Annotated in this window: 19 protein-coding genes; 9 read left to right on the forward strand and 10 right to left on the reverse strand. The window is 66.2% G+C overall.

What is annotated here, in order from left to right; all coding sequences use genetic code 11:
* The gene (locus IPM80_01900; GenBank protein MBK8957199.1) at positions 1–1,578 is read left to right on the forward strand and encodes a glycosyltransferase family 39 protein; all 1,578 of its coding nucleotides are present in this window, start codon (positions 1–3) and stop codon (positions 1,576–1,578) included.
* Here IPM80_01900 and IPM80_01905 read toward each other — a convergent pair.
* From IPM80_01905 to pyrC, 7 genes are all read right to left on the reverse strand, one after another.
* Positions 1,575–1,859, reverse strand: a complete 285-nt coding sequence (locus tag IPM80_01905) for a hypothetical protein (GenBank protein MBK8957200.1) — start codon at positions 1,857–1,859, stop codon at positions 1,575–1,577. The two genes, IPM80_01900 and IPM80_01905, sit on opposite strands and share 4 nt — an antisense overlap.
* Positions 1,860–1,923: 64 nt before the next feature.
* Positions 1,924–2,601: an FKBP-type peptidyl-prolyl cis-trans isomerase gene (locus IPM80_01910; GenBank protein ID MBK8957201.1), complete on the reverse strand. Its 678-nt coding sequence runs from the start codon at positions 2,599–2,601 to the stop codon at positions 1,924–1,926.
* Between the two features lie 82 nt (positions 2,602–2,683).
* Entirely contained in the window at positions 2,684–3,670 is a 987-nt protein-coding gene (locus IPM80_01915) for a DNA photolyase (protein ID MBK8957202.1), read from the reverse strand.
* Positions 3,667–4,227 carry a hypothetical protein gene (locus tag IPM80_01920; protein ID MBK8957203.1) on the reverse strand — a complete coding sequence of 187 codons (561 nt, stop codon included), beginning with the start codon at positions 4,225–4,227 and terminating at the stop codon, positions 3,667–3,669. Before IPM80_01920 ends, IPM80_01915 begins: the two co-directional genes overlap by 4 nt.
* Positions 4,224–4,712: a DUF2946 family protein gene (locus IPM80_01925; GenBank protein ID MBK8957204.1), complete on the reverse strand. Its 489-nt coding sequence runs from the start codon at positions 4,710–4,712 to the stop codon at positions 4,224–4,226. Before IPM80_01925 ends, IPM80_01920 begins: the two co-directional genes overlap by 4 nt.
* A 50-nt stretch (positions 4,713–4,762) precedes the next feature.
* Positions 4,763–6,049 carry an adenosylmethionine--8-amino-7-oxononanoate transaminase gene (gene bioA / locus IPM80_01930; GenBank protein MBK8957205.1) on the reverse strand — a complete coding sequence of 429 codons (1,287 nt, stop codon included), beginning with the start codon at positions 6,047–6,049 and terminating at the stop codon, positions 4,763–4,765.
* Positions 6,046–7,098: a dihydroorotase gene (gene pyrC, locus IPM80_01935; GenBank protein MBK8957206.1), complete on the reverse strand. Its 1,053-nt coding sequence runs from the start codon at positions 7,096–7,098 to the stop codon at positions 6,046–6,048. Before pyrC ends, bioA begins: the two co-directional genes overlap by 4 nt.
* Positions 7,099–7,226: 128 nt before the next feature.
* On the opposite strand from pyrC, the gene IPM80_01940 reads away from it, so the two are divergent.
* The 6 genes from IPM80_01940 to IPM80_01965 all read left to right on the forward strand — a co-directional run bounded on the left by IPM80_01940 (position 7,227) and on the right by IPM80_01965 (position 17,498).
* Positions 7,227–8,864: a long-chain-fatty-acid--CoA ligase gene (locus IPM80_01940; protein ID MBK8957207.1), complete on the forward strand. Its 1,638-nt coding sequence runs from the start codon at positions 7,227–7,229 to the stop codon at positions 8,862–8,864.
* A 46-nt stretch (positions 8,865–8,910) separates the two neighbouring features.
* Positions 8,911–12,369 carry an indolepyruvate ferredoxin oxidoreductase family protein gene (locus IPM80_01945; protein MBK8957208.1) on the forward strand — a complete coding sequence of 1,153 codons (3,459 nt, stop codon included), beginning with the start codon at positions 8,911–8,913 and terminating at the stop codon, positions 12,367–12,369.
* 262 nt (positions 12,370–12,631) lie between these two features.
* Positions 12,632–13,576 (forward strand): hypothetical protein, encoded by a 945-nt coding sequence (locus IPM80_01950; protein ID MBK8957209.1) that lies wholly within the window; start codon positions 12,632–12,634, stop codon positions 13,574–13,576.
* Positions 13,577–13,596: 20 nt separating this feature from the next.
* Positions 13,597–15,006, forward strand: coding sequence for an FAD-binding oxidoreductase (locus tag IPM80_01955; protein MBK8957210.1), 1,410 nt, complete (start codon positions 13,597–13,599; stop codon positions 15,004–15,006).
* Complete coding sequence (gene lhgO, locus IPM80_01960) at positions 15,003–16,208, forward strand: L-2-hydroxyglutarate oxidase (GenBank protein ID MBK8957211.1); 1,206 nt, start codon at positions 15,003–15,005, stop codon at positions 16,206–16,208. Before IPM80_01955 ends, lhgO begins: the two co-directional genes overlap by 4 nt.
* Before the next feature lie 108 nt (positions 16,209–16,316).
* Positions 16,317–17,498 (forward strand): acetyl-CoA C-acyltransferase, encoded by a 1,182-nt coding sequence (locus IPM80_01965; protein MBK8957212.1) that lies wholly within the window; start codon positions 16,317–16,319, stop codon positions 17,496–17,498.
* A gap of 56 nt (positions 17,499–17,554) precedes the next feature.
* On the opposite strand, the gene IPM80_01970 is transcribed toward IPM80_01965, so the two are convergent.
* Positions 17,555–18,199: a glutathione S-transferase gene (locus IPM80_01970; GenBank protein ID MBK8957213.1), complete on the reverse strand. Its 645-nt coding sequence runs from the start codon at positions 18,197–18,199 to the stop codon at positions 17,555–17,557.
* A gap of 105 nt (positions 18,200–18,304) precedes the next feature.
* Between IPM80_01970 and IPM80_01975 the strand changes: the two genes are divergently transcribed.
* Positions 18,305–18,928, forward strand: coding sequence for a DNA-3-methyladenine glycosylase I (locus IPM80_01975; protein ID MBK8957214.1), 624 nt, complete (start codon positions 18,305–18,307; stop codon positions 18,926–18,928).
* A 74-nt stretch (positions 18,929–19,002) separates the two neighbouring features.
* Here the strand turns inward: IPM80_01975 and IPM80_01980 are convergent, their stop codons facing one another.
* Both IPM80_01980 and IPM80_01985 read right to left on the reverse strand, forming a co-directional pair.
* The gene (locus IPM80_01980; GenBank protein ID MBK8957215.1) at positions 19,003–20,241 is read right to left on the reverse strand and encodes a hypothetical protein; all 1,239 of its coding nucleotides are present in this window, start codon (positions 20,239–20,241) and stop codon (positions 19,003–19,005) included.
* Between the two features lie 165 nt (positions 20,242–20,406).
* Entirely contained in the window at positions 20,407–20,907 is a 501-nt protein-coding gene (locus IPM80_01985) for a flavin reductase family protein (GenBank protein MBK8957216.1), read from the reverse strand.
* Positions 20,908–21,565: 658 nt separating this feature from the next.
* Between IPM80_01985 and IPM80_01990 the strand changes: the two genes are divergently transcribed.
* Entirely contained in the window at positions 21,566–23,971 is a 2,406-nt protein-coding gene (locus tag IPM80_01990) for a hypothetical protein (protein ID MBK8957217.1), read from the forward strand.
* Positions 23,972–23,991 lie beyond the last annotated feature (20 nt).

The raw sequence follows: 23,991 nt of genomic DNA on the forward strand, positions 1-23,991 counted from the left end.
ATGATGCGGAAGCTCCACTACGCGCTGCTCCTGGTGGCGCTCCTGATCGGCGCGGGCGTGCGCATCAACGGCATCGAGTGGGGCCTGCCCGACCGCGTCCATGCCGCTTACTCCTATCATCCCGATGAAGCCTCGTTGTTGGAATGGGCGTCGGATCTTTACCACGGCAGGACAATAAGCAAGCAATTCATCTACGGCGGCACTTTTTACCTGTCGACCCTCGAAGCGGGCAGCCGTTTGAGCGCCGCACTGGTCGATGGCCGCGAGGTGTCGTTGCGCGATCGCATGGGGATGGCGCGCGCCGGCAGCGCGCTGTTCGCGGTGCTCGCCATCGCGGTGACCTACGCGGCGGGCGCGACCTTGTTCACGCCGTGGGCGGGCGCGTGGGCGGCGCTGATCCTGGCGCTCGCGCCCGGACATGTGCTCGCCGCCCAGGCGGCGCGCCCCGATGCCTTGTTCACCCTGCTGCTGGCCTTGAACCTGTGGTGCGCGGCGCGCCTCTTGCGCGGCATGGGCTCGAAGCCCTGGCATCTGGCCGCGGCCGGCGTCTTGCTCGGCGTGTCGGTAGCCACGCGCTTCCCTGCTGCGTTGTGGTGGCTGGGCTACGCGGCGGCGCTGCTGATGGCCGCGCGCGTGCCCGGCCAACGCCGACACGCATGGCTTGCGTCCTTGGCTGTCATCAGTGGCATCGCGCTCGTGGCCTACGCGCTGGCGAGCCCGCACAGCCTGCGTCACGGCGCGGTCTTGCTCGACGGTCTCGCCACGCAATTCAACTACCAGCGCGCTACGACGCCGGGTGCGCACGGTGGCGTACTGGCCTACGGCGGACGCGTGATGGCCGAGGCCATCGGTATCGCCTGCTACGTGCCGCTCGTGCTGGCGTTGCTGTACGCGTTGCTGAGACGCGAGCGCGCCGACGGTCTGCTGGCGGTGTTCGCGCTGCCGTATTTCGTTTCGCTCACGACTTCGCAGTGGGTGGTGGTGCGGTACTTCGTGCCGCTGTTGCCGCTGCTCGCGATCTGGACGGGTGCACTGCTGGCGCGGGCACTGGCGGGCGGGGCGAGCTGGCGCGCGCTCGGCCTCGCGCTGGCAACCTTCGCGCTCGGCGTCAATGCGCTCACGCTGGTGGTGTACGGCCAGGCGCTGCGCGCGCCCGATACGCGCGATCGCGCGCTGGCGTGGCTGGCCATGCATGCGCCGGAGGCGACGCGCATCGGTGTGCTGCAGGCCTACGACGGCGACGTGTTCTTCCATCCGCCGGCCATCGCGCGTTATCGCTGGAGCGCCTGCGTGCTCGGCGCCTGCGAGCCGGCGCGCTTCTTCGACTCGGACGCCGAGTTGTTCGTGGTGGCCGATACCTACCTGGTCGACGTCAACGTCGCCGGCCAGGCCTGGCACGTGGCGCGGGCGCTGGCGGCGCGTGATGACCTCGAAATCGTGGCGCGCTTCGCGCCACTGGCCGACTGGCGGGGCTACGACATCCGGCCCCAGTTCCAGAGCCAGGACATGCACGACGCCTTGACCACCCTGACCGTCTACCGACGCCGCGCCGGCGCCGCCGTCCGCGCCCGGCACTAGGGCTTGAGGTAGTTCGGCAGTTCCTTGTCGAAATTGGGGTGCGAGAGTTGCAGCACGTTGAGATCGAAGCTCGGCAGGATGTCGCCCTTGGACTGGCGTTCGAGCAGGAAGTGAAAGGCAGCATCGATGCACGCGGTGGGCGTGACCTTGCCGCCGGTCAGGCGCTGGTAGGTGGCCTCGCTCAAGGTCACGCGGTGGTGGGTGCGTCCGGCGCTGTCGGACACCACCACGCTGAACACCATGAAGGCCCCCTCGTTGGCCTTCTGCTCGACTTCAATCATCGCGCTCACACGCTGCGCGGGAACGCAAGGTTTGGCACGGCGGCGGGACGAGGGGGCATCGGGATTATTCCTTGACGATGTCCAGCAGTTCGATTTCGAACACCAGCGTTTCGTTCGGGCCGATCACCGCGCCCGAGCCGTTCACGCCGTAGGCGAGCTCCGGCGGGATGGTCACCAGCCAGCGCGCGCCGACCTTCATCAGCGGCAGGATCTTGCTCCAGCCTTCGATCACGCCATTGACCGGGAAGGTGACGGGCTTGCCTTCGCGCTTGGAGCTGTCGAATTCGCGGCCGTCGACCAGCTTGCCGGTGTAATGCACCTTGACCGTGCTGTCGGCAGTGGGCTGGGCGCCGGTACCTTCGCGCAGCACTTCGTATTGCAGGCCGTCGGGTAGGGTGGTGACGCCCTTCTTGGCCTTGTTCTTGTCCATGTAGGCCTTGCCCTTGGCGAGGTTTTCGCCGGCTTGAGCCTTCTTCTTCTCGCCCGCCTTCTGCGCGGCGCTGCGCAGCGCCGTGTCCATGGCCTCGGCCGACAGGCGCGGTTCCGAGCCGGCCAACGCGTCCTTGATGGCCATGTACACGGCATCGGCGTCCAACGGCGCGCCCTGGCGCATCATGCTCTGGGTGAAATTGATGCCGAAGGCGTAGCTGAACTTCTCGGCGTCAGTTTCGAGCGAGGTGCCGACCGCGAAGACCGAAGTGCTGGTGACGGCGATGCCGGCGGCAAGGAGAAATCGTTTCATGGAATGCCTTTGCATGAGGGATGGGAGGGCGCGATCTTCCCATACCTGCCCCGATCTTGATATGCCGGGCCGACGGCGAGGCTCACGCCGCCTGGCGATGGATGCGCTCGGCGGGCACGTGGCGGGCGAGTTCGGCGGCGCACCAGTCGACCAGCGCGTCGGCATCGGCGCCGTAACTGACGAGCCCGTCGCGCGCGCTCTCGGCCAGCGCGAACAGGCTTTCGTCGGGATGCAGGCGCGCGATGCCACGCGCCTGGTCGCGCGGCAGGCGCAGCGCGCCCACCGTCACCGAGTGCAGGCGCCGGCCGTCGACGGCGGCGAACACGGTGTCGAAGAACGCGCGGTGCACGGCTTCGAAATCCGCCACCGGCAACACCGGATCGAAGCGCAGGCCTATTGGCCAGCCATGCGCCTGCAGGCGCACGATGGCGGCGAGGCGCGCGGCCAGGCTCGGCGTGCGCGCTTCGAAGGCGTCGACAACCGTTGTCGGGTTCAAGGAAAACGCACACACACAGCGCGCCACCGGCGGCCGCTTCAACAGGCCGCGGATCTGCGTGCTCTTGGTGCGCAGTTCCAGCCACGCGTTGGGAATGCGCGCGCAGGCATCGATGAAGGTCTCGGCGAAGCCGCTCAGCGGCTCGAGCGCGAGGCTGTCGCAATCGTAGCCCGAGAACAGCCAGCACGCGGCGTCGCTCGCGGCGCAGCGCGCTTCGATGTCGGCGATGAAGTCCTCGTAGTTGACGAACAGTACGTAGTGGGCCGAGCGGAACATGCCCTGCAGGAAGCAATATCGGCAGTCGTACAGGCAGTTCAGCATGTGCGAGAAGTAGAACGCCGGCGCGGCGCTGAAGCCGTAGCCTTGCGGCACCGGCAGCAGGCGGCGGCCGTGCTTGGCGGCCAGGATCAGGGCCGGGTGCGCCTTTTGCAGGCGGAAGTTCTGGTTGTGGCGATTGAACACTTCGCCGTAGCGTTCGCAGCCCACCACGTGGCGCGGCCGGACCCGTTCCAGGATACGCGCGGTGCGCGGGTGATCGAGCACCTCGCGCTCGACATAGACGGTTTCGATCACCGCGTGCGCGCCGCCGGCAAGGGCAGGGCGTCGACTTCCTCACGCAACCGCGCCAACAGCGCGGAAGCGTCGCGGCAAGAGACCAGTGAAGACAGGTCAGGCGTGGCCTGCGCGGTCAGCAAGGCGCGCCGCTGCAAGAGCTGACGCAGCTGCAGGGTTTGCGCGTGGGTGAAATGCCAACGCGCGAGCAAGGCCTCGGCGCCGGTGTCGGTGGCGATCACCGGCAGGAACAGCAGGCTCGGATACCACGCGCCTTCGCGGCCGTGGTGGGTGATGCGCGCCGCCAGCAGCGGCGTGCCGACGGCATGACTTACGTGCCCGGCGATGCCGAGATTGAGCCACATGTGATCGCCGCCGGCGTCGGCGAGGCCGGCGGCGTAGCCGACCGCCGCGGCACTGGCATGGCTGCCGACGCCCGACACCACGACCCGCGCCGGCCCATCGCCATACACGCGAAACGGCCGTTCGCGCCGCAGGGCCAGGCGCCAATGGCCGACCAGCGCCTGTGCCTCGCTGGGCAGCGCACACACCACGGTGATGGCGGGCAGGGCGCTCAACGCGGTTGCGCGACGAAGCCGAAGCGGGCCGCGACCTCGGCCCGTGCCAGGCGCGCCAAGGGCAGCACGTGCTCGCGCCACAAGAGGGCGCGCGGCACGTCGTCTTCGTCGCACTCGATGAGGCTTTCGCAGCTCGCCAGGTCGCGGTCGTCCAACAGGCCGATGCCGAGCGAGGTGCGCAGCAGCAGGTTGCCTTCGTCATCCTGGTAGACCGCCGCGAGATCGCGGGCCGCCATGCCGGTATGGGTGAGGAAGGTCTGGTCCGGCTGCCAGCGATAGATCCAGGGTGTGTAGTCGAGGTCGACGAACACCTGCTGCGGGCCGTTCTGCACGTACCAGCGGCCGCTGTCGTCGGCGCGGTAGTGGCGTGACAAAAAAGCCTGGGCGCGCGGATGGCGGATGACCTCGCCCTGGATGCGCCATGCGCCGCGCAGGTCCAGCGACAGCCAGCCAAAGCACTGCGGCACGTCCGGCCACTTGGCCATGGCGCGCACCACGTCGTCGTCGAAGGCCGGCCATGGCAGGTCCTGCTCGGTCACGGTAGTTCACTCACCACTTCGACCATGGCGCTGGTCAGCTGCGTGAGTTCCTCATCGCTGATGATGTAGGGCGGCATCACGTACACGAGCTTGCCGAAAGGCCGCAGCCACACGCCGCGGCGAACGAAGGCGTGGGGAATGCTGCGCATGTCCACGGGGCGCTCGAGTTCGATGACGCCGATGGCGCCGAGGCAGCGCACGTCCGCCACCTGGCGCAGCGTGCGACAGGGTTCCAGGCCGCGCGCGAGGGCAGTCTCGATGCGATGCACGTTGCCCGACCAGTCACTGTCCAGCACCAGTTGCACGCTGGCGCGCGCGCAGGCGCAGGCCAGCGCGTTGGCCATGAAGGTCGGACCGTGCATGAACACGCCCGGTTCGGCGCTGCAGATGGTATGCGCGACTTCGCTCGACACCAGGGTCGCGGCGAGCGTCATGTAGCCACCGGTCAAGGCCTTGCCGAGACACAGGATGTCGGGCGTGACGTCGGCATGCTCGCAGGCGAACAGGCGACCGGTGCGACCGAAGCCGGTGGCGATTTCATCGGCGATGAGCAGCAGGCCGAATTCGTCGCAGATCTGGCGCACGCCGGCCAGGTAGGACGGATGGTAGAACCACATGCCGCCGGCGCCCTGCACGACAGGTTCGAGAATGATGGCGGCGAGGCTGTCGGCATGGAACTCGGCGAGTTCGCGCAGATCGGTCAGCGCCTGGTCCTGCCATGGTTCATGGAAGGCGATGTCCGGACGCGGCGCGAAGATGTGTTCGGGCAGCACGGTGTTGAACAGGCTGTGCATGCCGGTGACCGGATCGCAGACCGCCATCGCGCCGAAGGTGTCGCCGTGGTAGCCGCCGCGCACCGTCAAGAGTTTCTGGCGCGCGGGCTCGCGGCGCGCGGCGCGGTATTGCAGCGCCATCTTGATCGCGACTTCCACCGCCACCGAGCCGGAGTCGGAAAAAAACACGTGCTCGAGACCGGCCGGCGTGATGTCGACCAGCGTGCGGGCGAGCTCCGCCGCGCCCTCGTGGGCCAGGCCGCCGAACATGACGTGGGCCATGCGCTCGAGCTGACCCTGCACCGCGGCGTCCAGCGTCGGGTGGCGATAGCCATGAATGGCCGACCACCACGAAGCCATGCCATCGATGAGTTCGCGGCCGTCGGCCAGTTGCAGTCGGCAGCCTTGCGCGCCCACCACCGGGAACACCGGCGGCGGATCAATCAGCGTGCTGTAGGGATGCCAGACGTGCGCGCGGTCGTAGGCGAGCCAGGCAGGCGTGTTGCTCATGACACGCGGCTGACGCGCCACTGCGCGGTGCCCGGCGCCTCGAACACCGCGATGTCGCCGAGCTCGGTGACGCAGCGCCGCGGCGGCGCCTGGTTGGTATCGCGGCTGAGCGTGATGCGCGTGCTATTGACCGGCAGGCCATAGAAGGCCGGGCCATTGCGCGAGGCGAATGCCTCGAAGTGGGCCAGCGCGTCGTGTTCGGCGAACACCTCCGCGTAGCCGGCGAGGGCCACCGGCGCGTTGTAGATGCCGGCGCAGCCGCATTCGTTTTCCTTGGTGTGGATCACGTGCGGCGCCGAATCGGTGCCGAGAAAAAAATGCGGGTCGCCGCCGCACACCGCTTGCACCAGCGCCTGGCGGTGGGTCTCGCGCTTGATCACCGGCAGGCAGTAGAGGTGGGGCCGTATGCCGCCCTCGAACATTGCGCCGCGGTTGAGCATCAGGTGATGGGGCGTGACCGTGGCGGCGAGCAGCGCGGGCGGCGCGTCACTGACATAGGCCGCGGCCTCGGCGGTGGTGATGTGTTCGAAGACGATCTTCAAGGCCGGGTGGCGCGCGCGCAGCGGCGCCAGCACGCGCTCGATGAACACCGATTCTCTGTCGAATACATCGACCGCGCGGTCCACCACTTCGCCGTGAATGAGCAAGGGCAGACCGAGCGCGCTCATGGTCTCGAACACGCGCTCCAGGCGCGTGATGTCGGTGACGCCGGCGGCGGAATTGGTGGTGGCGCCGGCCGGGTAGAGCTTGGCGGCGGTGAATATGCCGTCGCGTGCGCCGGCGGCAAGATCGTCGGCGTCCGTGACGTCGGTCAGGTAGCAGGTCATGAGCGGTTCGAACTCGTCGCCGTCGGCGAGCAGCGCGCGAATGCGCGAGCGGTAGGCTTCGGCGGCGGCGGCGGTGGTCACCGGCGGCTTGAGGTTCGGCATGACGATGGCGCGGGCGTAATGGCGCGCGGTGTCGGGCAGCACGGCCGCGAGCACGTCGCCGTCGCGCAGGTGCACGTGCCAATCGTCGGGGCGGGGCAAGGTCAGGCTGAGTGTCTTCATCGCCGCGACTCTAGCATGGGGCGTGGCTGCCCGGCAGCGGCGCCCGTCGGCCGCTGCAAGCGTCCGTCCACAGTCGCTAGAATGACCACGCGCTCACGCATTTCGCGTATGCCCCGCAGGAGAACACGATGCTTGGATTGATGATGGACCGGCAGCTCACGCTGTCTTCCCTGGCGCGCCATGCCGAACGCAACCACGGACGGCGCGAGGTGGTGTCGGTCACCGCCGATCACGAGCGGCACCGCTATACCTTCGCCGAATGCCTGGCCCGCGCGCGGCGCCTCAGCAACGTGCTGGCGCGGCTCGGCGCCGGCGAAGAGGCGCGCATCGCGACCGTGGCGTGGAATGATTTTCGCCACCTCGAGCTCTATTTCGGCGTGAGCTGCAGCGGGCGCGTGTTGCACACCATCAATCCGCGGCTGTTTGCCGAACAGCTGAGCTACATCGTCAACCATGCCGATGATGAGTGGATCTTCTTCGACGTCGCCTTCACGGGCATCCTCGAGAAGATTGCGCCGCTGTGCCCGCGCGTGAAGGGCTACGTGGCGATGACCGGCCAGGCGCACATGCCGGCGCATTGCACGCTGCCGAACCTGCATTGCTACGAAACCCTGCTGGCGCACGAGTCGGACCACTGCGAGTGGCCGGACTTCGACGAGCGGCGCGCCAGCAGCCTGTGCTACACCTCGGGCACCACCGGTCACCCCAAGGGCGTGCTCTACAGCCATCGCAGCACCGTGCTGCACACCTATGCGCTGGCCTTGCCCGACAGCGCCAACCTGTCGGCGCGCGATGCCATCCTGCCGGTGGTGCCCATGTTCCATGTAAACGCCTGGGGCTATCCCTATGCCGGCATGATGGTCGGCGCCAAGCTGGTGTTTCCCGGCCATCGCCTGAGCTCGCCGGAACTGCTGGTCGACCTCATCAGCGAGGAGGGCGTGACCATCGCCGGCGGCGTGCCGACGGTGTGGTTGCCCTTGCTCGACTACCTGCGCAGCAGCGGACGCAGCGTCGCGCCGCTCAATCGCACCGTGATCGGCGGCTCTGCCTGCCCGCTGGCCATGATCGAAGAATTCCGCGATCAGCATGGCGTGGCGGTACTGCACGGCTGGGGCATGACCGAGATGAGCCCGGTCGGCGTGGTCAACACGCCGACTTCCGCCAATGCCGGGCTCGGCGGCGAAGCGCTGGCCGCGCAGCTCGTCAAGCAGGGGCGGCCGCTGCCGGGCGTCGAGATCAAGATCACCGATGACGACAATCGCGAGCTGCCGTGGGACGGCGAGAGCTTTGGTGCGCTCAAGGTGCGCGGGCCGTGGATCTGCAGCGCCTACTACCGGCTCGAAAGTGGCTCCGAGGCGCACGGCGCCGATGGCTGGTTCGATACCGGCGACGTTGCGACCATCGACGCCGACGGCTACGTCAAGATTACCGACCGCGCCAAGGACGTGATCAAGTCGGGCGGCGAATGGATCAGTTCGCTGGACCTGGAAAATGTCGCCATGTCCCACCCCGCCGTGCGCGAATGCGCGGTGGTCGGCATGGCGCATGGCAAATGGCAGGAGCGCCCCTTGCTGGTGGTGGTGGCGGCCAAGCCCTTCGACAAGGCCGACGTCCTCGCCTGGTTCGAGGGCAAGGTCGCGAAATGGTGGATCCCCAACGACGTGCTCGAAGTCGAATCCCTGCCGCACACCGCGACCGGCAAGATCAGCAAGCTCGAGCTGCGCCGTCAGCTCGCCGCCTATCGCTTCCCGGACGACGCGGCGTGAGCGCGTCCATCAGCGCGCGCGAGGAATCCGTGTGAGCCATCCTGCCCTGGCCGAGGTCGGCCTCGACGACAAGTACGAACGCGACAGCGGCCGCATCTACCTGAGCGGCACCCAGGCGCTGGTACGCATGCTGCTGCAACAGCGCGCGCTGGATCGCGCGCGCGGCTGGCACACCGCCGGTTACGTGTCGGGTTATCGCGGTTCGCCGCTGGGCGGTTTCGACCAGCAGCTGTGGCGCGCCAGCGCGTTCCTGCAACGCGCCGACATCCACTTCCAGCCGGGACTCAATGAAGATATCGCCGCCACCGCCATCTGGGGCACGCAGCAGCTCGGGCTGTTTCCCGGCGCGCGGGCCGAGGGTGTGTTCGCGCTGTGGTACGGCAAATCCCCCGGCGTCGATCGCAGCGGCGATGCCCTGCGCCACGCCAACAATGCCGGCGCCGCGCCGCGTGGTGGGGTGTTGGTGCTGGCGGGTGACGACCACGCCGCCAAGTCCTCGACCGTAGCCTGTCACACCGAGTTGAGCTTCATCGATCTCAGCATGCCGGTGCTGTACCCGGCCGAGATTGAGGAGATCGTCGAATTCGGCCTGTATGGCTGGGCCTTGTCGCGCCTGACGGCGAGCTGGGTGGTGATGAAGCTGCTGCCGGAAACCACCGACTGCGCGAGTTCCATCGAAGCGGCGCCGCGGCGCTGGGAGCTGGCCGTGCCCGAGGGCATCGCGCTGCCGCCCGACGGCCTGCACATGCGCTGGCCCGACACCGCGCTGGCGCAGGAAGAGCGTCTGTACCGCTACCGCCTGCCATTGCTGCGTGCCTGCCTGGCGGCCACCTCCCTGGATCGCGCGGTGATCGCACCGCGTCACAAGCGCCTCGCCATCGTCACGGCCGGCAAGGCTTATCTCGACGTCATGCAGGCGCTGGCGGAACTCGGCCTGGATGAACGCGCGGCGCACGCCGCCGGCATCGCGGTATACAAGGTGGCGACGGTATGGCCGTTGGCGACGGCGGCCTTGTGCGAATTCGTCGAAGACGCCGAGCTGGTGTTCGTCATCGAAGAAAAGCGCGCCGTGATCGAGCCGCAATTGAAGTCGGCGCTCTATGATCGCGTCGCGGCGCGACGTCCGCGCGTGATAGGCAAGCTCGACGAGCAGGGCGCGCCGCTGGTGCCCGATTACAACGAGTTGAGCGGCACGCTGGTCGCACGCCTGCTGGGCACGCGCCTGGCGACATGGCCGGACCTGCCACAGGTTGGCGCGGCGCTGGCGCGGATGGCCGAGCGTGAGGCGCGACTGGCGCGGTCGAGCACGGTGCTGGAGCGCATTCCGCATTTCTGCGCGGGCTGTCCGCACAACACATCGACCAAGGTGCCGGCAGGCAGCCGGGCGCTGGCTGGCATCGGCTGTCATTTCATGGCGCAGTGGATGGATCGCGACACCGCGACGTTCACGCACATGGGCGGCGAAGGCGCGAGCTGGTTGGGCCAGGCGCCGTTCACCGACACCCGCCACGTGTTCGTGAACATCGGCGACGGCACCTACACGCACTCCGGCTCGCTCGCCATCCGCGCGGCGGTGATCGCCGGCGTGAACGTCACCTACAAGCTGCTCTACAACGATGCGGTGGCGATGACCGGCGGTCAACCGGTGGATGGCCAGGCATCGGTCGCCATGATCACGCACCAGATGCACGGCGAAGGCGTGAAGCGCATCGCCATCGTCAGCGACGATGTCAGCCGTTATACCGACCGCGCCGCGCTGGCGCCGGGTGTGACGGTCAACGATCGCGGCGAGCTCGATGCCGTGCAGCGCGAGTTGCGCGAAGTGCCCGGCGTGTCCTTGCTCATCTACGAACAGACCTGCGCCTCCGAGAAACGACGGCGACGCAAACGCGGACGCATGCCGGACCCGCAGCGGCGCGTGGTGATCAACCACATGGTGTGCGAAGGCTGCGGCGATTGCAGCACGCAGTCCAACTGCCTGGCCGTTGCGCCGCTGGAAACCGAGTTCGGGCGCAAGCGCCGCATCGACCAGTCCACCTGCAACAAGGATTTCAGCTGCCTCAATGGGCTGTGTCCGAGCTTCGTGACGGTGGAGGGCGGACAGTTGCGCGCGACCCGCGCCGCGGATATCGGCAATCTCATGGTGCCCGAGCCGCAACGCGTGGCGGCCGATGGCGAAGGCGGCAGCTACAACATCCTCGTGACCGGCGTGGGCGGCACCGGCGTGGTGACCATCGGCAATATTCTCGGCATGGCGGCCCACCTCGAAGGGCGACACCTGCGCGTGCTCGACCAGACCGGGCTCGCGCAGAAATACGGCGCGGTGATGTCGCATATCCAGGTGGCTGACGATCCGTCCTGCCTGCGCGCCACGCGCATCAGCGATGGCGGCGCCGACCTGGTGTTGGGCGCCGATCTCGTCACCGCCGCGAGCCGCGACGGCATGCGACGCCTGGCGCCGGAGCGCAGTCACGTGATCGTGGATACCGAAGCGACGGTGGTGTCGGCCTTCACGCGCAACGGCGATCTTGATTTCGGCAGCGGCGCCATGGTGCGCGGCATCGCCGAGGCCGTCGGCCGCGATCGTGTGCATTGCCTGCAAGCGAATGCGCTGGCGACGCGTTGGTTGGGCGACGCCATCGGCGCCAATCTCATGCTGGTGGGCTACGCCTATCAACGTGGACTCATTCCGATGAGCGCGGCGGCCGTGGAGCGCGCCATCGCCATCAACGACGTGAAAGTGGAATTCAATGTGCGTGCATTCCGCCTGGGCAGGCTGCTTGCGCATGATCCCGCACGCATCGAGGAGCCGGCGCGCGCGCCGCGGGTCGAGCCGCCGGCGCCGCTGCCGCTCGCGGAATTTCTCGAACGGCGGCAGCGCCATTTGAACGACTACCAGAATGCCGCCTATGGCCAACGCTACCGCGCGCTGGTGGATAAAGTCGCGGGCGCCGAGCGCGAAGTCATGCCAGCTTCCGAGGCGCTGACGCGCGCGGTGGCCGAATCCTACTTTCATCTGCTGGCGTACAAGGATGAATACGAAGTCGCGCGGCTCTACGCGTCGGGCGATTTCATCAAGCGACTCGACGAGCAGTTCGAAGGCGCGTTCCGCGTGCGCTTCCACCTCGCCCCGCCACTTTTGGCGGCACGTGACCCGGTGACCGGCAGACCGCGCAAGCGTGCTTTCGGTGCATGGATGCTGCCGGTATTTCGTATGCTGGCGGGTCTGCGTGGACTGCGTGGCACGCCGTTCGATCCTTTCGGCTATCTGGCCGAAAGGCGTGTGGAGCGACAGCTGATAGTCGAATACGAAGGCTTGGTCGATGAAGTGTGCGCCAACCTCGACAAGGGCAATCTTGCCGCGGCGGTCGACTTGCTGGCGCTCGCGCGGCAGGTGCGTGGCTACGGCGTGGTCAAGGAGCGCAGTATCGCGACCTATCGCGAAGCGGTGGCCGCGGCGCGCGCGCATTGGCGGCGGCCGCCAGCGCAGGCCGCAGGTTTCTGAACGAAGGCGGGCGGGCGCCTCGCGCCACGTTTGTTTACGATCGAGGCGCGGCGCCCGGCGCTCGGCGGCGCTCGGAAATACCTTGCGGTGCGCGCTTTTGAACCGCGCCGCAGGGCTTGTCAAGCCCGGCTGCAAAAAAATTTGGCGGCGGTTCCGGTCCTGAAAAGGAGCGAGTATGATGCGCGCCCAACGACGGCTGGCTCCTTGGGCCGGTCGCAGACCCTACCGCAAGAGCGACTCAAGCATGCCCATGCCCTCGCTGATGTCCGACGCCCAATCCAGCACCCGTTCCAGCTCATCCGATTCCACGCCCAGCAACGGCATGGTGCGCGAGATCGACGGCAAATCCTGCGTGTTCTACGACGGCTACTGGATACGACGTTACGAAGTGCCGAAAGACGAAGCCGCCGCCCGCCGCGAACTCATCGACCAACTCACCAAGCGCGTTTTTCATCACACCGAAGCCGGCATCAACACGCCCGGCTACAACCTTGCCGAAGCGCGCCATGCATACGAAACCGAGACCGACCGCGATCACAAGCGCGTCAATGCCGCGATGCTGGCCGGCGCCTTGCTCAATCGTGGTTCCGATATCTTCACCATGATTTTCGAACTCAATCGACGCGGTATCGAAATCACGCAGTCGAACGAGTTGATGCTGGAGTGCGAATCGTGTTTCCTGGAGGCGTTCGATCTCGGCAAACAGGTCAAGCACTACAGCGGTGAGGAAGGCCTTGACGAGTTGTGGGGCGAGCCGCTGAAAGTGTTCTACATGCCGGTCGCCGAATTTTACGAGTCGCGCTATATCAAGATCGCGCAGACCATGGCCGCCATCGACGCCATCGGCGCCTGCCTGCTCGATACCTTCGCCGTGGTGCCGGGGTTCGCCGGCCTGTCGTCCAAGGTCACGGCCTACTCGCGCGCGGCCAAGCTCGAAAGCGAAACCATCAAGACCGACCCGGCGATTTTCAGGGTGTGGCCGGATTTCGTCGTCACCGGTGACAACCTGTGGGACTTCGAGCCCGAGCGCCGCGGGCCTGAAGACAATCACGCCATACTCGAACAAGGCACCAAGCTGGTCCGCGAAGGCAAGCGTCTCATCGAATGGATAGCCTTTGCCCGCGTGCCGATGCCCAAGACCACCGAAAACTTCTTCCGGCGTTGCGCCACTTTCAAGAGTGCGGTCGAAGCAGCCCGCGCCGCCTGAGATCCGATTCCCCGCATGTCATGAGCGCTGACGCGCTGCACGAGCTCGGTACCCTGGTGGGGACCGACCAGGTGCTGCGCGGCGAAGCCTGCGCGCGTTACGAAGTCGACGAGCGCGGTCTGTTTCATGGACGCGCGCTGGCGGTGGTGCGACCGGCCGATACCGAGCAGGTGGCGCGCGTCGTGCGCTGCTGCGTTTCCCATCGTCTCGCCATCGTGCCGCACGGGGGTAACACCGGCTATTGTGGCGGCGCGACGGCCGACCGGTCCGGCACGCAGCTGGTGCTCAGCCTGGAACGTATGAACCGCGTGCTGGCGGTCGACGCCGACGCGCACACCATGACCGCCCAGGCCGGCGTGACACTCGCCGCCGCGCAGGCCGCCGCCGAACAGCACGGGCGCTTGCTGCCGCTGGCGATGGGCTCGCAGGGCAGCTGTCAGCTCGGCGGCAATCTCTCCACCAATGCCGGCGGTCTCGCGGTGCTGAAATACGGCACCATGCGCGACTTGGCGCTGGGGCTCGAGGTGGTGCTGCCGGACGGGCGCGTGCTCGACCGTTTGACGAGCTTGCGCAAGGACAACACCGGCTACGATCTCAAGCAGTTGTTCATCGGCGCCGAGGGCACGCTCGGCATCATCACCACCGCGGTGCTGAAGCTCTTTCCGGCGGCGCCGCGCAACTGCGCGTGGGTGAGCATCGATACCCCGGCCGCGGCCCTGCCGCTGTTGAGCGCGCTGCGCGAACTTGGTGGCGACGCGGTCACCTCGTTCGAATACATGAGCGGTGAGGCGCTGGCGCTGGTGGCGGACACGCTACCCGAGCTGCGCGCACCGTTGCGCGCCGAGCATCACGTGCTGGTCGAAATGATTGGCTCCGAGCACGACGAAGTGCTGGAACGGACACTGGCCGCCGCCCACGAGCGCGACCTGCTCCATGACGTCGTGCTGGCGCAGAATGAAAGCCAGCGCCGCCAGCTGTGGCGCCTGCGCGAGTCGATTCCGGCGGCGGAGAAGCGGCTGGGCGGTTCGGTGAAGCACGATGTGTCGGTGCCCTTGGCCGACGTCGCCGATTACATTGGCAAGGCGCGCGGCCTGGTGCTGGCGCGCTGGCCCGGCGTGCGCCTGTCGGTCTATGGTCACGTCGGCGACGGCAACGTGCATTTCAACGTGCTGGCGCCGACGGAGGCCGACGCCGAGGGCTTCAAGCAAAGCCATGGCGATGCCATCAGCGAAGTGTTGCACGATCTCGCGCATGCCATGCGCGGCAGTTTCAGCGCCGAGCATGGTGTAGGCGTGCTCAAGCGTGACATGTTGCAACGCTATGGCGACCCGGTGGCGTTGAGCTTGATGCGCCAGTTGAAGCATACGCTGGACCCGCTGAATCTCATGAATCCCGGCAAGCTGCTGGCGCCCGTCCGGGACGCCGGATGAGCGCCGCTTACGATTTCGTGGTGATAGGCGCTGGCATCGTCGGGCTCGCCTGCGCGCATCGTCTGCGCGCCGTGTATCCCGATGCGCGCATCGCGGTGCTCGACAAGGAAGCGGGTGTCGCGGCCCACCAGAGCGGCCACAACAGCGGCGTCATTCACGCGGGTGTGTACTACGCGCCCGGCAGCCTCAAAGCGCGTTTATGCCGCGCGGGGCTGGCGGCCACCTACGCGTTCTGCGCTGCCCACGACGTGCCGCACCGGCGCTGCGGGAAAATGATCGTCGCGACCGACCGTGACGAACTCGAGCGACTGCGCGCCTTGGCCAGCCGTGCGGCGGACAATGGCTTGTCGCTCAGTTGGCTGGAAGCGGCCGACATCGCGGCGCGCGAGCCCGAAGTGCGAGGCCTCGCCGCCTTGTACGTGGAGGAGACCGGCATCGCCGACTACCCGCGCCTGTGCCAGGCGCTGGCCGCGCGACTTGTCGCCGAGGGCGTGGACCTCGAGTTCCACGCCGAGGTGCTGGTGATTGACGAGCGGCGTGACGAAGTCGTGATCGAAGCCTCGCGCGGCAGCTGGCGCGCCGCACACCTGGTGGTATGCGGCGGTCTGCAGTCCGACCGCCTGGCGCGACTGGCGGCCCTGCCGGTGGACTTCGCGGTAGTGCCGTTTCGCGGCGACTACTACCGCATGCCCGCGGCGCGCTCGTCCCTGGTCAAGACGCTTATCTACCCGGTGCCGGACCCGGCCTTGCCTTTCCTCGGCGTGCACCTGACCCTGACCACCGATGGCGGTATCACGCTCGGTCCGAGCGCGATGCTGGCGTTTGCGCGTGAGGACTATCGCGCCTGGGCCTGGCAGGGGCGCGACGCCTGGCAGGCGCTCGGCTTTCCGGGCACGTGGCGCCTGCTGTCACGTTTCGCGCGGGCCGGCGTCAGCGAGATCCTGCACGCCGCCAGCCGCCATGCCTACCTGCGTGCCGCGCGGCGCTATTGCCCGTCGCTGGTGCTTTCCGATCTGGCGGAGAAATCCTGCGGCATACGCGCCCAGGCCGTCAGTCGCGACGGCGAGATGATTCATGACTTCCTGTTCCAGACCACGGCGCGCAGCGTGCACGTATTGAATGCGCCGTCGCCGGCCGCGACCTCGGCCTTTCCCATCGCCGAGGCGATCGTGGCGCGATTGCAAACAAGCCTGGCGGCGTGAGCGAAGGCTTGATCCGGCCCTGCCTGGCAGGCGCCAAAGTCGCGTAAAATCCATGCATCACAATCGGCGCCCGGCCTGTCGTGCGCCACAATCTTGAGGAGTAGTTCGATGAGTGAAGCGACCGTCATTACCGGGCTTGCACGTACCCCGATGGGCGGCATGCAGGGTGATTTTGCCGATGTGAAAGCCACCGTGCTGGGCTCGACCGCGATCCGTGGCGCGCTCAATCGCGCCGGCCTGGCGCCGGAATCCGTCGACGAGACGATCATGGGATGCGTGCTGCCGGCCGGTCTCGGCCAGGCGCCGGCGCGCCAGGCGTCGCTGGGCGCCGGTATACCGGACAGCGTGCCGTGCACCACCGTCAACAAGATGTGCGGTTCGGGCATGAAAGCGATCATGCAAGGCCATGACGCCATCCAGGCCGGGTCCGCCGGCGTGGTGGTGGCGGGCGGCATGGAAAGCATGACCAACGCACCTTACCTGTTGCCCAAGGGCCGCGGCGGCATGCGCTTGGGCCACGGTGAAGTGCTCGATCACATGTTCTTCGACGGCCTCGAAGACGCCTTCCAGCGCGGGCGCCTGATGGGCACCTTCGCCGAGGACTGCGCGCGCAAGTACAACTTCACGCGCGAGGCGCAGGACGCCTATGCCATCGAATCGCTGAAGCGCGCGCAGAACGCCATCGCCAAGAACCTGTTCAAGAACGAGATCGAGCCGGTCACGTTCAGCGGCCGCAAGGGCGACGTGGTCATCGATACCGACGAGCAACCGGGCAAGGCCCAGCTCGACAAGATCCCGCACCTGAAGCCGGCCTTTGCCAAGGACGGTACCGTGACCGCCGCCAATTCCAGTTCCATCTCCGATGGCGCGGCGGCCGTGATCCTGATGTCCGAATCACGCGCCAAGGAACTTGGCTGCGCGGCGCAGGCGCGCATCATCGGTCATTCCACCCACGCGCAGGCGCCGGGCTGGTTCACCACCGCACCGGTGTTCGCGATCAAGAAGCTCATGGACCGCATCGGCTGGAGCGTCGATGACGTCGATCTATTCGAAGTGAACGAAGCGTTCGCGGTGGTGGCGATGGCCGCCATGCAGGATGTCGGTATTCCGCACGCCAAGCTCAATGTCCGTGGTGGCGCCTGCGCCCTCGGTCACCCGGTCGGCGCGTCGGGCGCGCGTATCGTCGTGACCCTGGTCAACGCGCTGCGCGACACCGGCGGCAAGCGCGGTATCGCCAGCCTGTGCATCGGTGGCGGTGAAGCCACCGCGCTCGCCATCGAACTCATCTGAGTGCTCGCCGCTGGATGCCCGTGGCGTGCGGGCATCCAGCGGATCTGTTTCCTCCCTCAGGGCGGCGCCGGCAAGGCGCGCACCGACGGCCGTTCACCGACCGCTTTGGCCCAGCGCAAGAGGTTGGTCATGGAAGCCGCGGGCTTCACGCCGACACGCGCCGCGAACTCCACCGTGATGTAGGCAGTGATGTCCGCCGCCGAAAAAGTATCGGTGGCCACGAACTCGCGCCCCGCCAGCTGTTTGTCCAGCACCTCGAAAAACGCCAGGCAGCGCGACTTGCCGCGCTCCGCGAGTTCGGGGATCTGCGCATAGTCCTTGGGACCGGGCACCGCACGGTTGGCAAAGCGCGGTTCGCCGTTGCGCAAGGCGTCGGCCGCCGGCAGGAAGCCTTCCATCTCGGCGCGACGGCTCCACTGTTCGATACGCGCGATGTCCAGCGGCGTCGCGCCGAACAAACAAGGCGCCGGATGCAGCGCTTCGAGATAGCGACAGATGGCCATGGTTTCGGACAACAGGCTGCCGTCGTCGAGCGCGAGGCAGGGCACGGTCGCCAGTGGATTGACCTTGAGGAACTCGGCGCTGAACTGCTCGCCGCTGCGCAGGTTGATTTCCACGGTCTCGATCTTGAGACCTTTTTCATTGATGAAAACGTTCACCCGACGTGGATTGGGTGCGAGTCCGAAATCGTAGTATTTCATGGGGCCTCCCGAGGCGAATGGCCGCGCCATGATACTGAAGGCCCGGGCTGCGCGCGAAGTCGTGCGTGGCTATCATGGAATGCGGAAACAACGCGGGGACGGGGCATGGGCACGAGTGACAAGAGCAAGGCTTTACACGAAGACGGCCGAGCGCGTTGTCCGTGGGTGGAACTGGACAAGCCCGACTACGTCGCCTATCACGACCAGGAGTGGGGTGTGCCGATACACGATGATCGGCGGTTGTTCGAATACCTCACTTTGGAAGGCGCGCAGGCCGGCTTGAGCTGGTACACCGTGTTGCGCAAACGCGAGGCCTATCGCAAGGCCTTCGCGAATTTCGAGATAGCCAAGGTGGCGCGCTTCACGCCGGCCAAGGTCGAAGCGCTGATGGCCGATGCCGGACTGGTGCGCAATCGCCAGAAGCTCGAATCAGCGCTTGGCAACGCGCGCGCGTGTCTCGCGCTGCAGGAAGAATTCGGCAGCGTGGACGCGTATCTGTGGTCGTTCGTCGACGGCAGGCCGCAGGTCAATGCGCCGCGCAGCCGCGCGGACTATCGCGCCACCAGCCCCGAGTCGGACCGCCTGAGCGCGGCGTTGAAGCAGCGCGGTTTCAAGTTCGTCGGCTCGACCATCATGTATGCCTTCATGCAGGCCACGGGCCTGGTCAACGACCATTCGCACGATTGCTTTCGACAGGCGGAGGTGGTGCGTCTGGCCTCCGGGCGCTGAGCGTAGCGATATCGCGCGCCAAAAAAAACGGCGGTCAAGGACCGCCGTTTTCATGGTCACGAATCGCGCTGGCTTTACAGCTCGACCGGCACCCGCGTCCAGGCGCCGTCCTTGTAGCGGATCGCGGTAGCACGACCGCCGAGCACCAGGATGCTGCCATCGGGCATGGCAACCGGCGTCTTCAGCCACGACAGCAGGTGCAGCTGGGTACGGTCCGCCAGCTTCCAGGTCTGGCCGTCCAGCACGCCGATGAGGCCCACGGCGCCGGCAATGAGCGGCTTGCCGTCGGGCAGCAGGGTGATGCCGAAAATACCTTCGCGGCCTGGCGCCGGGTTGTTGGTCCAGGTCACGCCGCCGTCGTGGCTGACTTCGCTGATACCGGCCGCGCCGGCCAGCCAGATTTGGTCGCCGCTGGTGGTGCCGCCCAGCCAGTAGGCCGGTTCCGGTTCGTGCGGCACGATGCGGGTATCGCGACGAACCCAGCTCGCGCCATTGTCTTCGGATTGCAGAACCATGCCGAACTCGCCGCCGATGGTGACCTTGCCATTGGCGACCAGCACCACGTTCCACGACACGTCGCCGATACGGAAGGGCGGACCGGGGTTGAACTTGAAGGTGATGGTCGGCGCCGGATTGGCATCAAGCTGGTTGGCGACCTGCACGAAACCTTCATCGGGATAGAGCGTGTAGTCGGTGTCGGCGACCGCCGGCTTGCCATTGACCGTGGCGGTGAACTGCACGGTGTCGGCGCTGATGTTGCTGACACCCATGTAGTAGTCGGCCGGCTTGCTGTCGGGGAAGGTAGCCAGCGGCTGGGTGATGTCCTTCACTTCAACGCTGTCGAACTTCTTGCCGTCGGTGCTGTGGGCAATGAGACCGCGCGCGCCGACCACCCAGATGTTGTTGCCTTCGTGGGCGATGTCCAGCACCGGCTCGTTGAATTCCGACAGCGCCGCCAGTTCGGTCATGGTCGTGCCGTCGTAGCTGTAGACCTTGCCGGTGGCGCTGCCGATCAGCACCATCGACTCGGAAATCGCATCGAGGCAGGTGAAATCTTCTTCGGGGTGCTTGGCCAGCAGTTCCAGCTTGGCCGCGTCGTCACCAACCTTCAGTTGACCGACCACGCCGTGGTGCCCGGTCACGACCACGGACTTCAGTCCCGGCAGGTAGGCGCCATCCAGCAAGTCGGTTTTCAACGGCACACGCTTGGTGCCCTCGGTGCCGGCGCCGTTGTCATCCTGGGCCAGGCTGGTACCGCTCACCGCGAAGAGCAGGAACAAGCCCGCCAGCGATCGCAATTGAAGTGCGCTCATTAGGTATCCCATTTCGTTATTTGGTGGAAATTGTCCGGGTGCGCCGCTCGTGCAGCGGCGGCCCATGCCACGGGCATCGCGCGTTTCGAACTTCCGCTCCCCGTCCCCAGCGGAGGCTCGCTAAAATACCAATACGACTACTGGCATACAAGCCGCGCGCTTTGATCAACCGGCCTTCGTTAGCGCCGCGTAACGACCGCCGAAATACAGCAGCGGCTCGATGCCGGGGCTGTCGTTGGTGACGATACGTTGGACCTGTCCGAGCATGATCTGATGGTCACCACCGGCGACGATGTCACTCACCGAGCACTCGATGGCGAGCAATGCGCCCTCGAGCAGCGGGGCGCCGGTGGCGCCGGCCGCGTGGGCGACGCCGTTGAATTTCTCATCGCCCTTCTTGGCAAAGCGGTTGGACAAGTCCTGCTGCGTACTGGCCAGAACGTTGATGCAGAACACCTTGGAGTCGCGCATCGGCGCCAGGGTGTCGGAGTTGTTGTCGACGCACACGATGAACATGGGCGGATTCAATGACAGCGAAGTCACGGCGTTCATGGTCAGTCCGTAAGGCTTGCCCGCGCCGTCGACCGTGGTGACGATGGACACGCCGGTGGCCCACAGGCCGCTGGCCCGTCGGAATGTGTCGGGGGTAATCGTGTTGTCGCTCATGTAGTGATCCAGGGTGGTTCGTTCCGGGGCGTCACTCTGCTACGAAGCGCGCACCGCGTGCAAGGCGATGCCAAGGCTGGCCTGGCTCCGTCCCCGCGCCGAGCCCGTGACGCCGTGGCGCCAGGACGTCGACCCAGGCCGGCATATTGATGTAGGGCGGTGGGCGGACTAGCGCCAAGGCGGAGCGGGCGACCCCGCCTTATGGGGAGGCAGGATACGGTCGGCCCATGTCCTGATATGGGACACCCGGCCATCATGCCGGACCCTTCTCGGGCAGCGCCGACGCCCGACCGCGCGCCGTGGGCTGGCGCCTGCGGCATCCCTCGCTTTGTGGTTAATTTCCAACGCCATTAGTGTTTATCTTTCACCACACTCGTGGCAGAATTCGCGAGGCTTAGGTTATTGTCGTTGCGGAATTACGTCGCGCGGCCGTTATAGACACGGCGGCCATGCAACAAGTGGTCGCCGCGTGGCGCTTCGAAACGATTCACGATGGCGAAGCGCGGTGAAATGGGCTGGACGCCCGTGAGCGCAGCAAGGCGGGCAGGGATGCTCTGGCTCGCCGCTGACAATCACCGACAGGAATTGCGAATGGCCGTGAACGACAGCAATGAAGTTCGCGGCTTTGTTAAATGGGGAAGACATGGGAGATAAATCCATGAAGCAACCGAAAGGCGTGTTTCGAACAGCCTTGGCTGCCGCGCTGGCGCTTGGCGCCTCGCACGCGCATGCCGTGGTCACCTTCGACGCCATGGGCGGCGAGGTGGAAGTCGAAGGCTCCCTGACGAGTACCGTGCGCGCCCACGTGGGTTCGGGCGACGCGTATCTCGGTCAGTGGATACAGCGACTCCAGGTAGAGGCCTCAGTCAACTACGAAAACGTGGGTGTTTTCGACAAGCTGAGTTTCTTCGGCATCATTCGTCCGGAATATGACATTGCCCAGGACATGGGCGACATCACCGGCAACCACATCGGCGAAGGCTCGACCAGCCCGTCGCTGGTCGACAGGTCGAAGTTCAACTACCAGAACGAAGGCTTGGCTTTCGGTGGTTTCGACGCGTTCTTCGGCCCCGGCTCGTTCCAGACCGGCGGTATCGGCAAGATCGTGGCGATGGGCTTCGAGAACCCGGAATGGCTCGAGAAGAACTTCGAAGTCGATTTCTCGCGCAGCCCGCTGAACAAGCACCAGCGCATCAAGTTCACCGGCACCACGCCGTTCGGCGGCGGCGGTGTGAACGCGCCCGGCGGCGGTTTCCCGTTCGTCGTGCAGAAGGGTTCCAATCTCGACCTCGACTGCCGTCATTGCCCGGACCTCAATCTGAGCAACCTGGACGTAGCGCTCAACAACACCGACTCCAACGGTCGCCTGTACCCCTTCCGCGAACTGTATGCTGACGCCGTCGCCGGCGACTTCTGGTTCCGCGTCGGCAAGCAGCAGATCGTGTGGGGCAAGACGGACTTCTTCCGTCTGCAGGACGTCATCAACCCGGTCGACTTCGGCCAGCACTTCTTCTTCGATTCCTTCGAAGACATCCGCATTCCGCAGTGGATGGCTTCCGCGCAGTGGAAGTTCGGCTCGCTGGGTCCGTTGACCGACAACGCCGTGCAGGTGGTGTGGAACTTCGACCGTTTCCAGGGCGTAGGCCTCGGCAACCCGTCGCACTTCTGGGCGCACCCGTTCTCGAAGGACATCAGCACCTTCGCGATCTTCAACACCTTCTTCACGCCGGAACCCTGCGTGAATGCGGCCACCGTCATCAACAACCCGGGCTTCATGAAGGCCGTGGACGTTTGCGGCGCCCTGGGCCCGCAGGATCCGCGTAAGGCTTCGGGCTTCGGTGCGTCCGCCGGTATGGACGGCTACCACATGCCGGGCTACCAGATTGGTAACACGGAAGCTGGCTGGCGTTGGGAATTCCGCCTGTCTGACTGGCGCGTGGCACTGTCTCACTGGTATGGCTGGAACGACGCTCCGGTGTTCCGTTTCCACACCGTGCACACGATTGCGGCTCTGACCCCGGGTGGCGTGGCTTCGGCCAACAACCTGACGGTCGCCGACCTGACGCTCGCGCGTCGTGACCAGGCCACGGCTGTTGCCAACGGCCTGTTCTCGGCCAACAGCCTGGCCGGTGGCGACAAGCCGAGCTCGCTGGTCCATGCCGCGCGTCTGGGCGCGTTCAGCGCTACCACCAACCCGGGTGCCCTGGGTGGTGCGGTGCCGATCGTGTCGCAGACCCCGCAGCAGGCGGCCCGTGCCCTGATGCAGAGCCCGGTCAAAGCCTATCGCGATGCCGCGCGTCACGCTGCCAGCACCAAGAACTACTCGGCGCTGTGGGCTGCTACCGCCCCGTCGCTGGCGGCTGCCATCAACAAGAACACCAACAACGTCAACGGCCTCGGCCCGGTGCTGGGTGGTCAGGCGTCTGCTGAATACAAGCAGGCCCATACCCTCGGCCTGTCCTTCGACTACTTCGAGCAGTACACCGGCACGGTGTGGCGCGTGGAGTCGTCGTGGACGCTGGACGAACTGGTGATGAACACCCGTGCGGTCGACTGGCGCGATACCAGCGACGTCATGCGGTGGTCCATTGGTATCGACCGTCCGACCTTCCTGAAGTGGCTCAACAAGGACCGCACTTTCTTCCTGTCCTTGCAGATGTTCGACACCTGGTATCTTGATCACGAAGGTGACAAGCACACCGGCTTCCTGAACGACGAGCACAACTTCATCACGACGTTCTTCTTCATCGGCAACTACATGCGTGATCGCCTGAAGCCGGTGGGTTTCTACGTCTGGGAAGAAGCGAGCAACTCGCACGTCGCTGGTTTGAACCTCGAGTGGCTGATGGACAACCATTGGTCGATCAAGGGTGGCTTCCACACCATCTGGGGTGGCACCGGCAATACCAACCACGACACCGGTCCGTTCACGACTTTCGTGACCCCGGGCTCGGATAACACCGTCAACCCGTACGTGATCTCGAACCTGGGTGTTGCTCACCAGGGTCTGGGCGCCGTGCGCAACTACGACGAAATCTTCTTCGAGCTGAAGTACCAGTTCTAAGTTGTTTCGCCAGCCCCCGC

The sequence above is a fragment of the Pseudomonadota bacterium genome (genome assembly GCA_016719885.1).
Lineage (GTDB): Bacteria > Pseudomonadota > Gammaproteobacteria.

Bases quoted from the DNA above. Each gene is read 5' to 3' on its own strand.
- IPM80_01900 (MBK8957199.1), top strand. From the start codon at position 1: ATGATGCGGAAGCTCCACTACGCGCTGCTCCTGGTGGCGCTCCTGATC.
- IPM80_01905 (MBK8957200.1), bottom strand. From the start codon at position 1,859: ATGATTGAAGTCGAGCAGAAGGCCAACGAGGGGGCCTTCATGGTGTTC.
- IPM80_01910 (MBK8957201.1), bottom strand. From the start codon at position 2,601: ATGAAACGATTTCTCCTTGCCGCCGGCATCGCCGTCACCAGCACTTCG.
- IPM80_01925 (MBK8957204.1), bottom strand. From the start codon at position 4,712: ATGGCCAAGTGGCCGGACGTGCCGCAGTGCTTTGGCTGGCTGTCGCTG.
- bioA (MBK8957205.1), bottom strand. From the start codon at position 6,049: ATGAGCAACACGCCTGCCTGGCTCGCCTACGACCGCGCGCACGTCTGG.
- pyrC (MBK8957206.1), bottom strand. From the start codon at position 7,098: ATGAAGACACTCAGCCTGACCTTGCCCCGCCCCGACGATTGGCACGTG.
- IPM80_01940 (MBK8957207.1), top strand. From the start codon at position 7,227: ATGCTTGGATTGATGATGGACCGGCAGCTCACGCTGTCTTCCCTGGCG.
- IPM80_01950 (MBK8957209.1), top strand. From the start codon at position 12,632: ATGTCCGACGCCCAATCCAGCACCCGTTCCAGCTCATCCGATTCCACG.
- IPM80_01955 (MBK8957210.1), top strand. From the start codon at position 13,597: ATGAGCGCTGACGCGCTGCACGAGCTCGGTACCCTGGTGGGGACCGAC.
- lhgO (MBK8957211.1), top strand. From the start codon at position 15,003: ATGAGCGCCGCTTACGATTTCGTGGTGATAGGCGCTGGCATCGTCGGG.
- IPM80_01965 (MBK8957212.1), top strand. From the start codon at position 16,317: ATGAGTGAAGCGACCGTCATTACCGGGCTTGCACGTACCCCGATGGGC.
- IPM80_01970 (MBK8957213.1), bottom strand. From the start codon at position 18,199: ATGAAATACTACGATTTCGGACTCGCACCCAATCCACGTCGGGTGAAC.
- IPM80_01975 (MBK8957214.1), top strand. From the start codon at position 18,305: ATGGGCACGAGTGACAAGAGCAAGGCTTTACACGAAGACGGCCGAGCG.
- IPM80_01980 (MBK8957215.1), bottom strand. From the start codon at position 20,241: ATGAGCGCACTTCAATTGCGATCGCTGGCGGGCTTGTTCCTGCTCTTC.
- IPM80_01985 (MBK8957216.1), bottom strand. From the start codon at position 20,907: ATGAGCGACAACACGATTACCCCCGACACATTCCGACGGGCCAGCGGC.
- IPM80_01990 (MBK8957217.1), top strand. From the start codon at position 21,566: ATGAAGCAACCGAAAGGCGTGTTTCGAACAGCCTTGGCTGCCGCGCTG.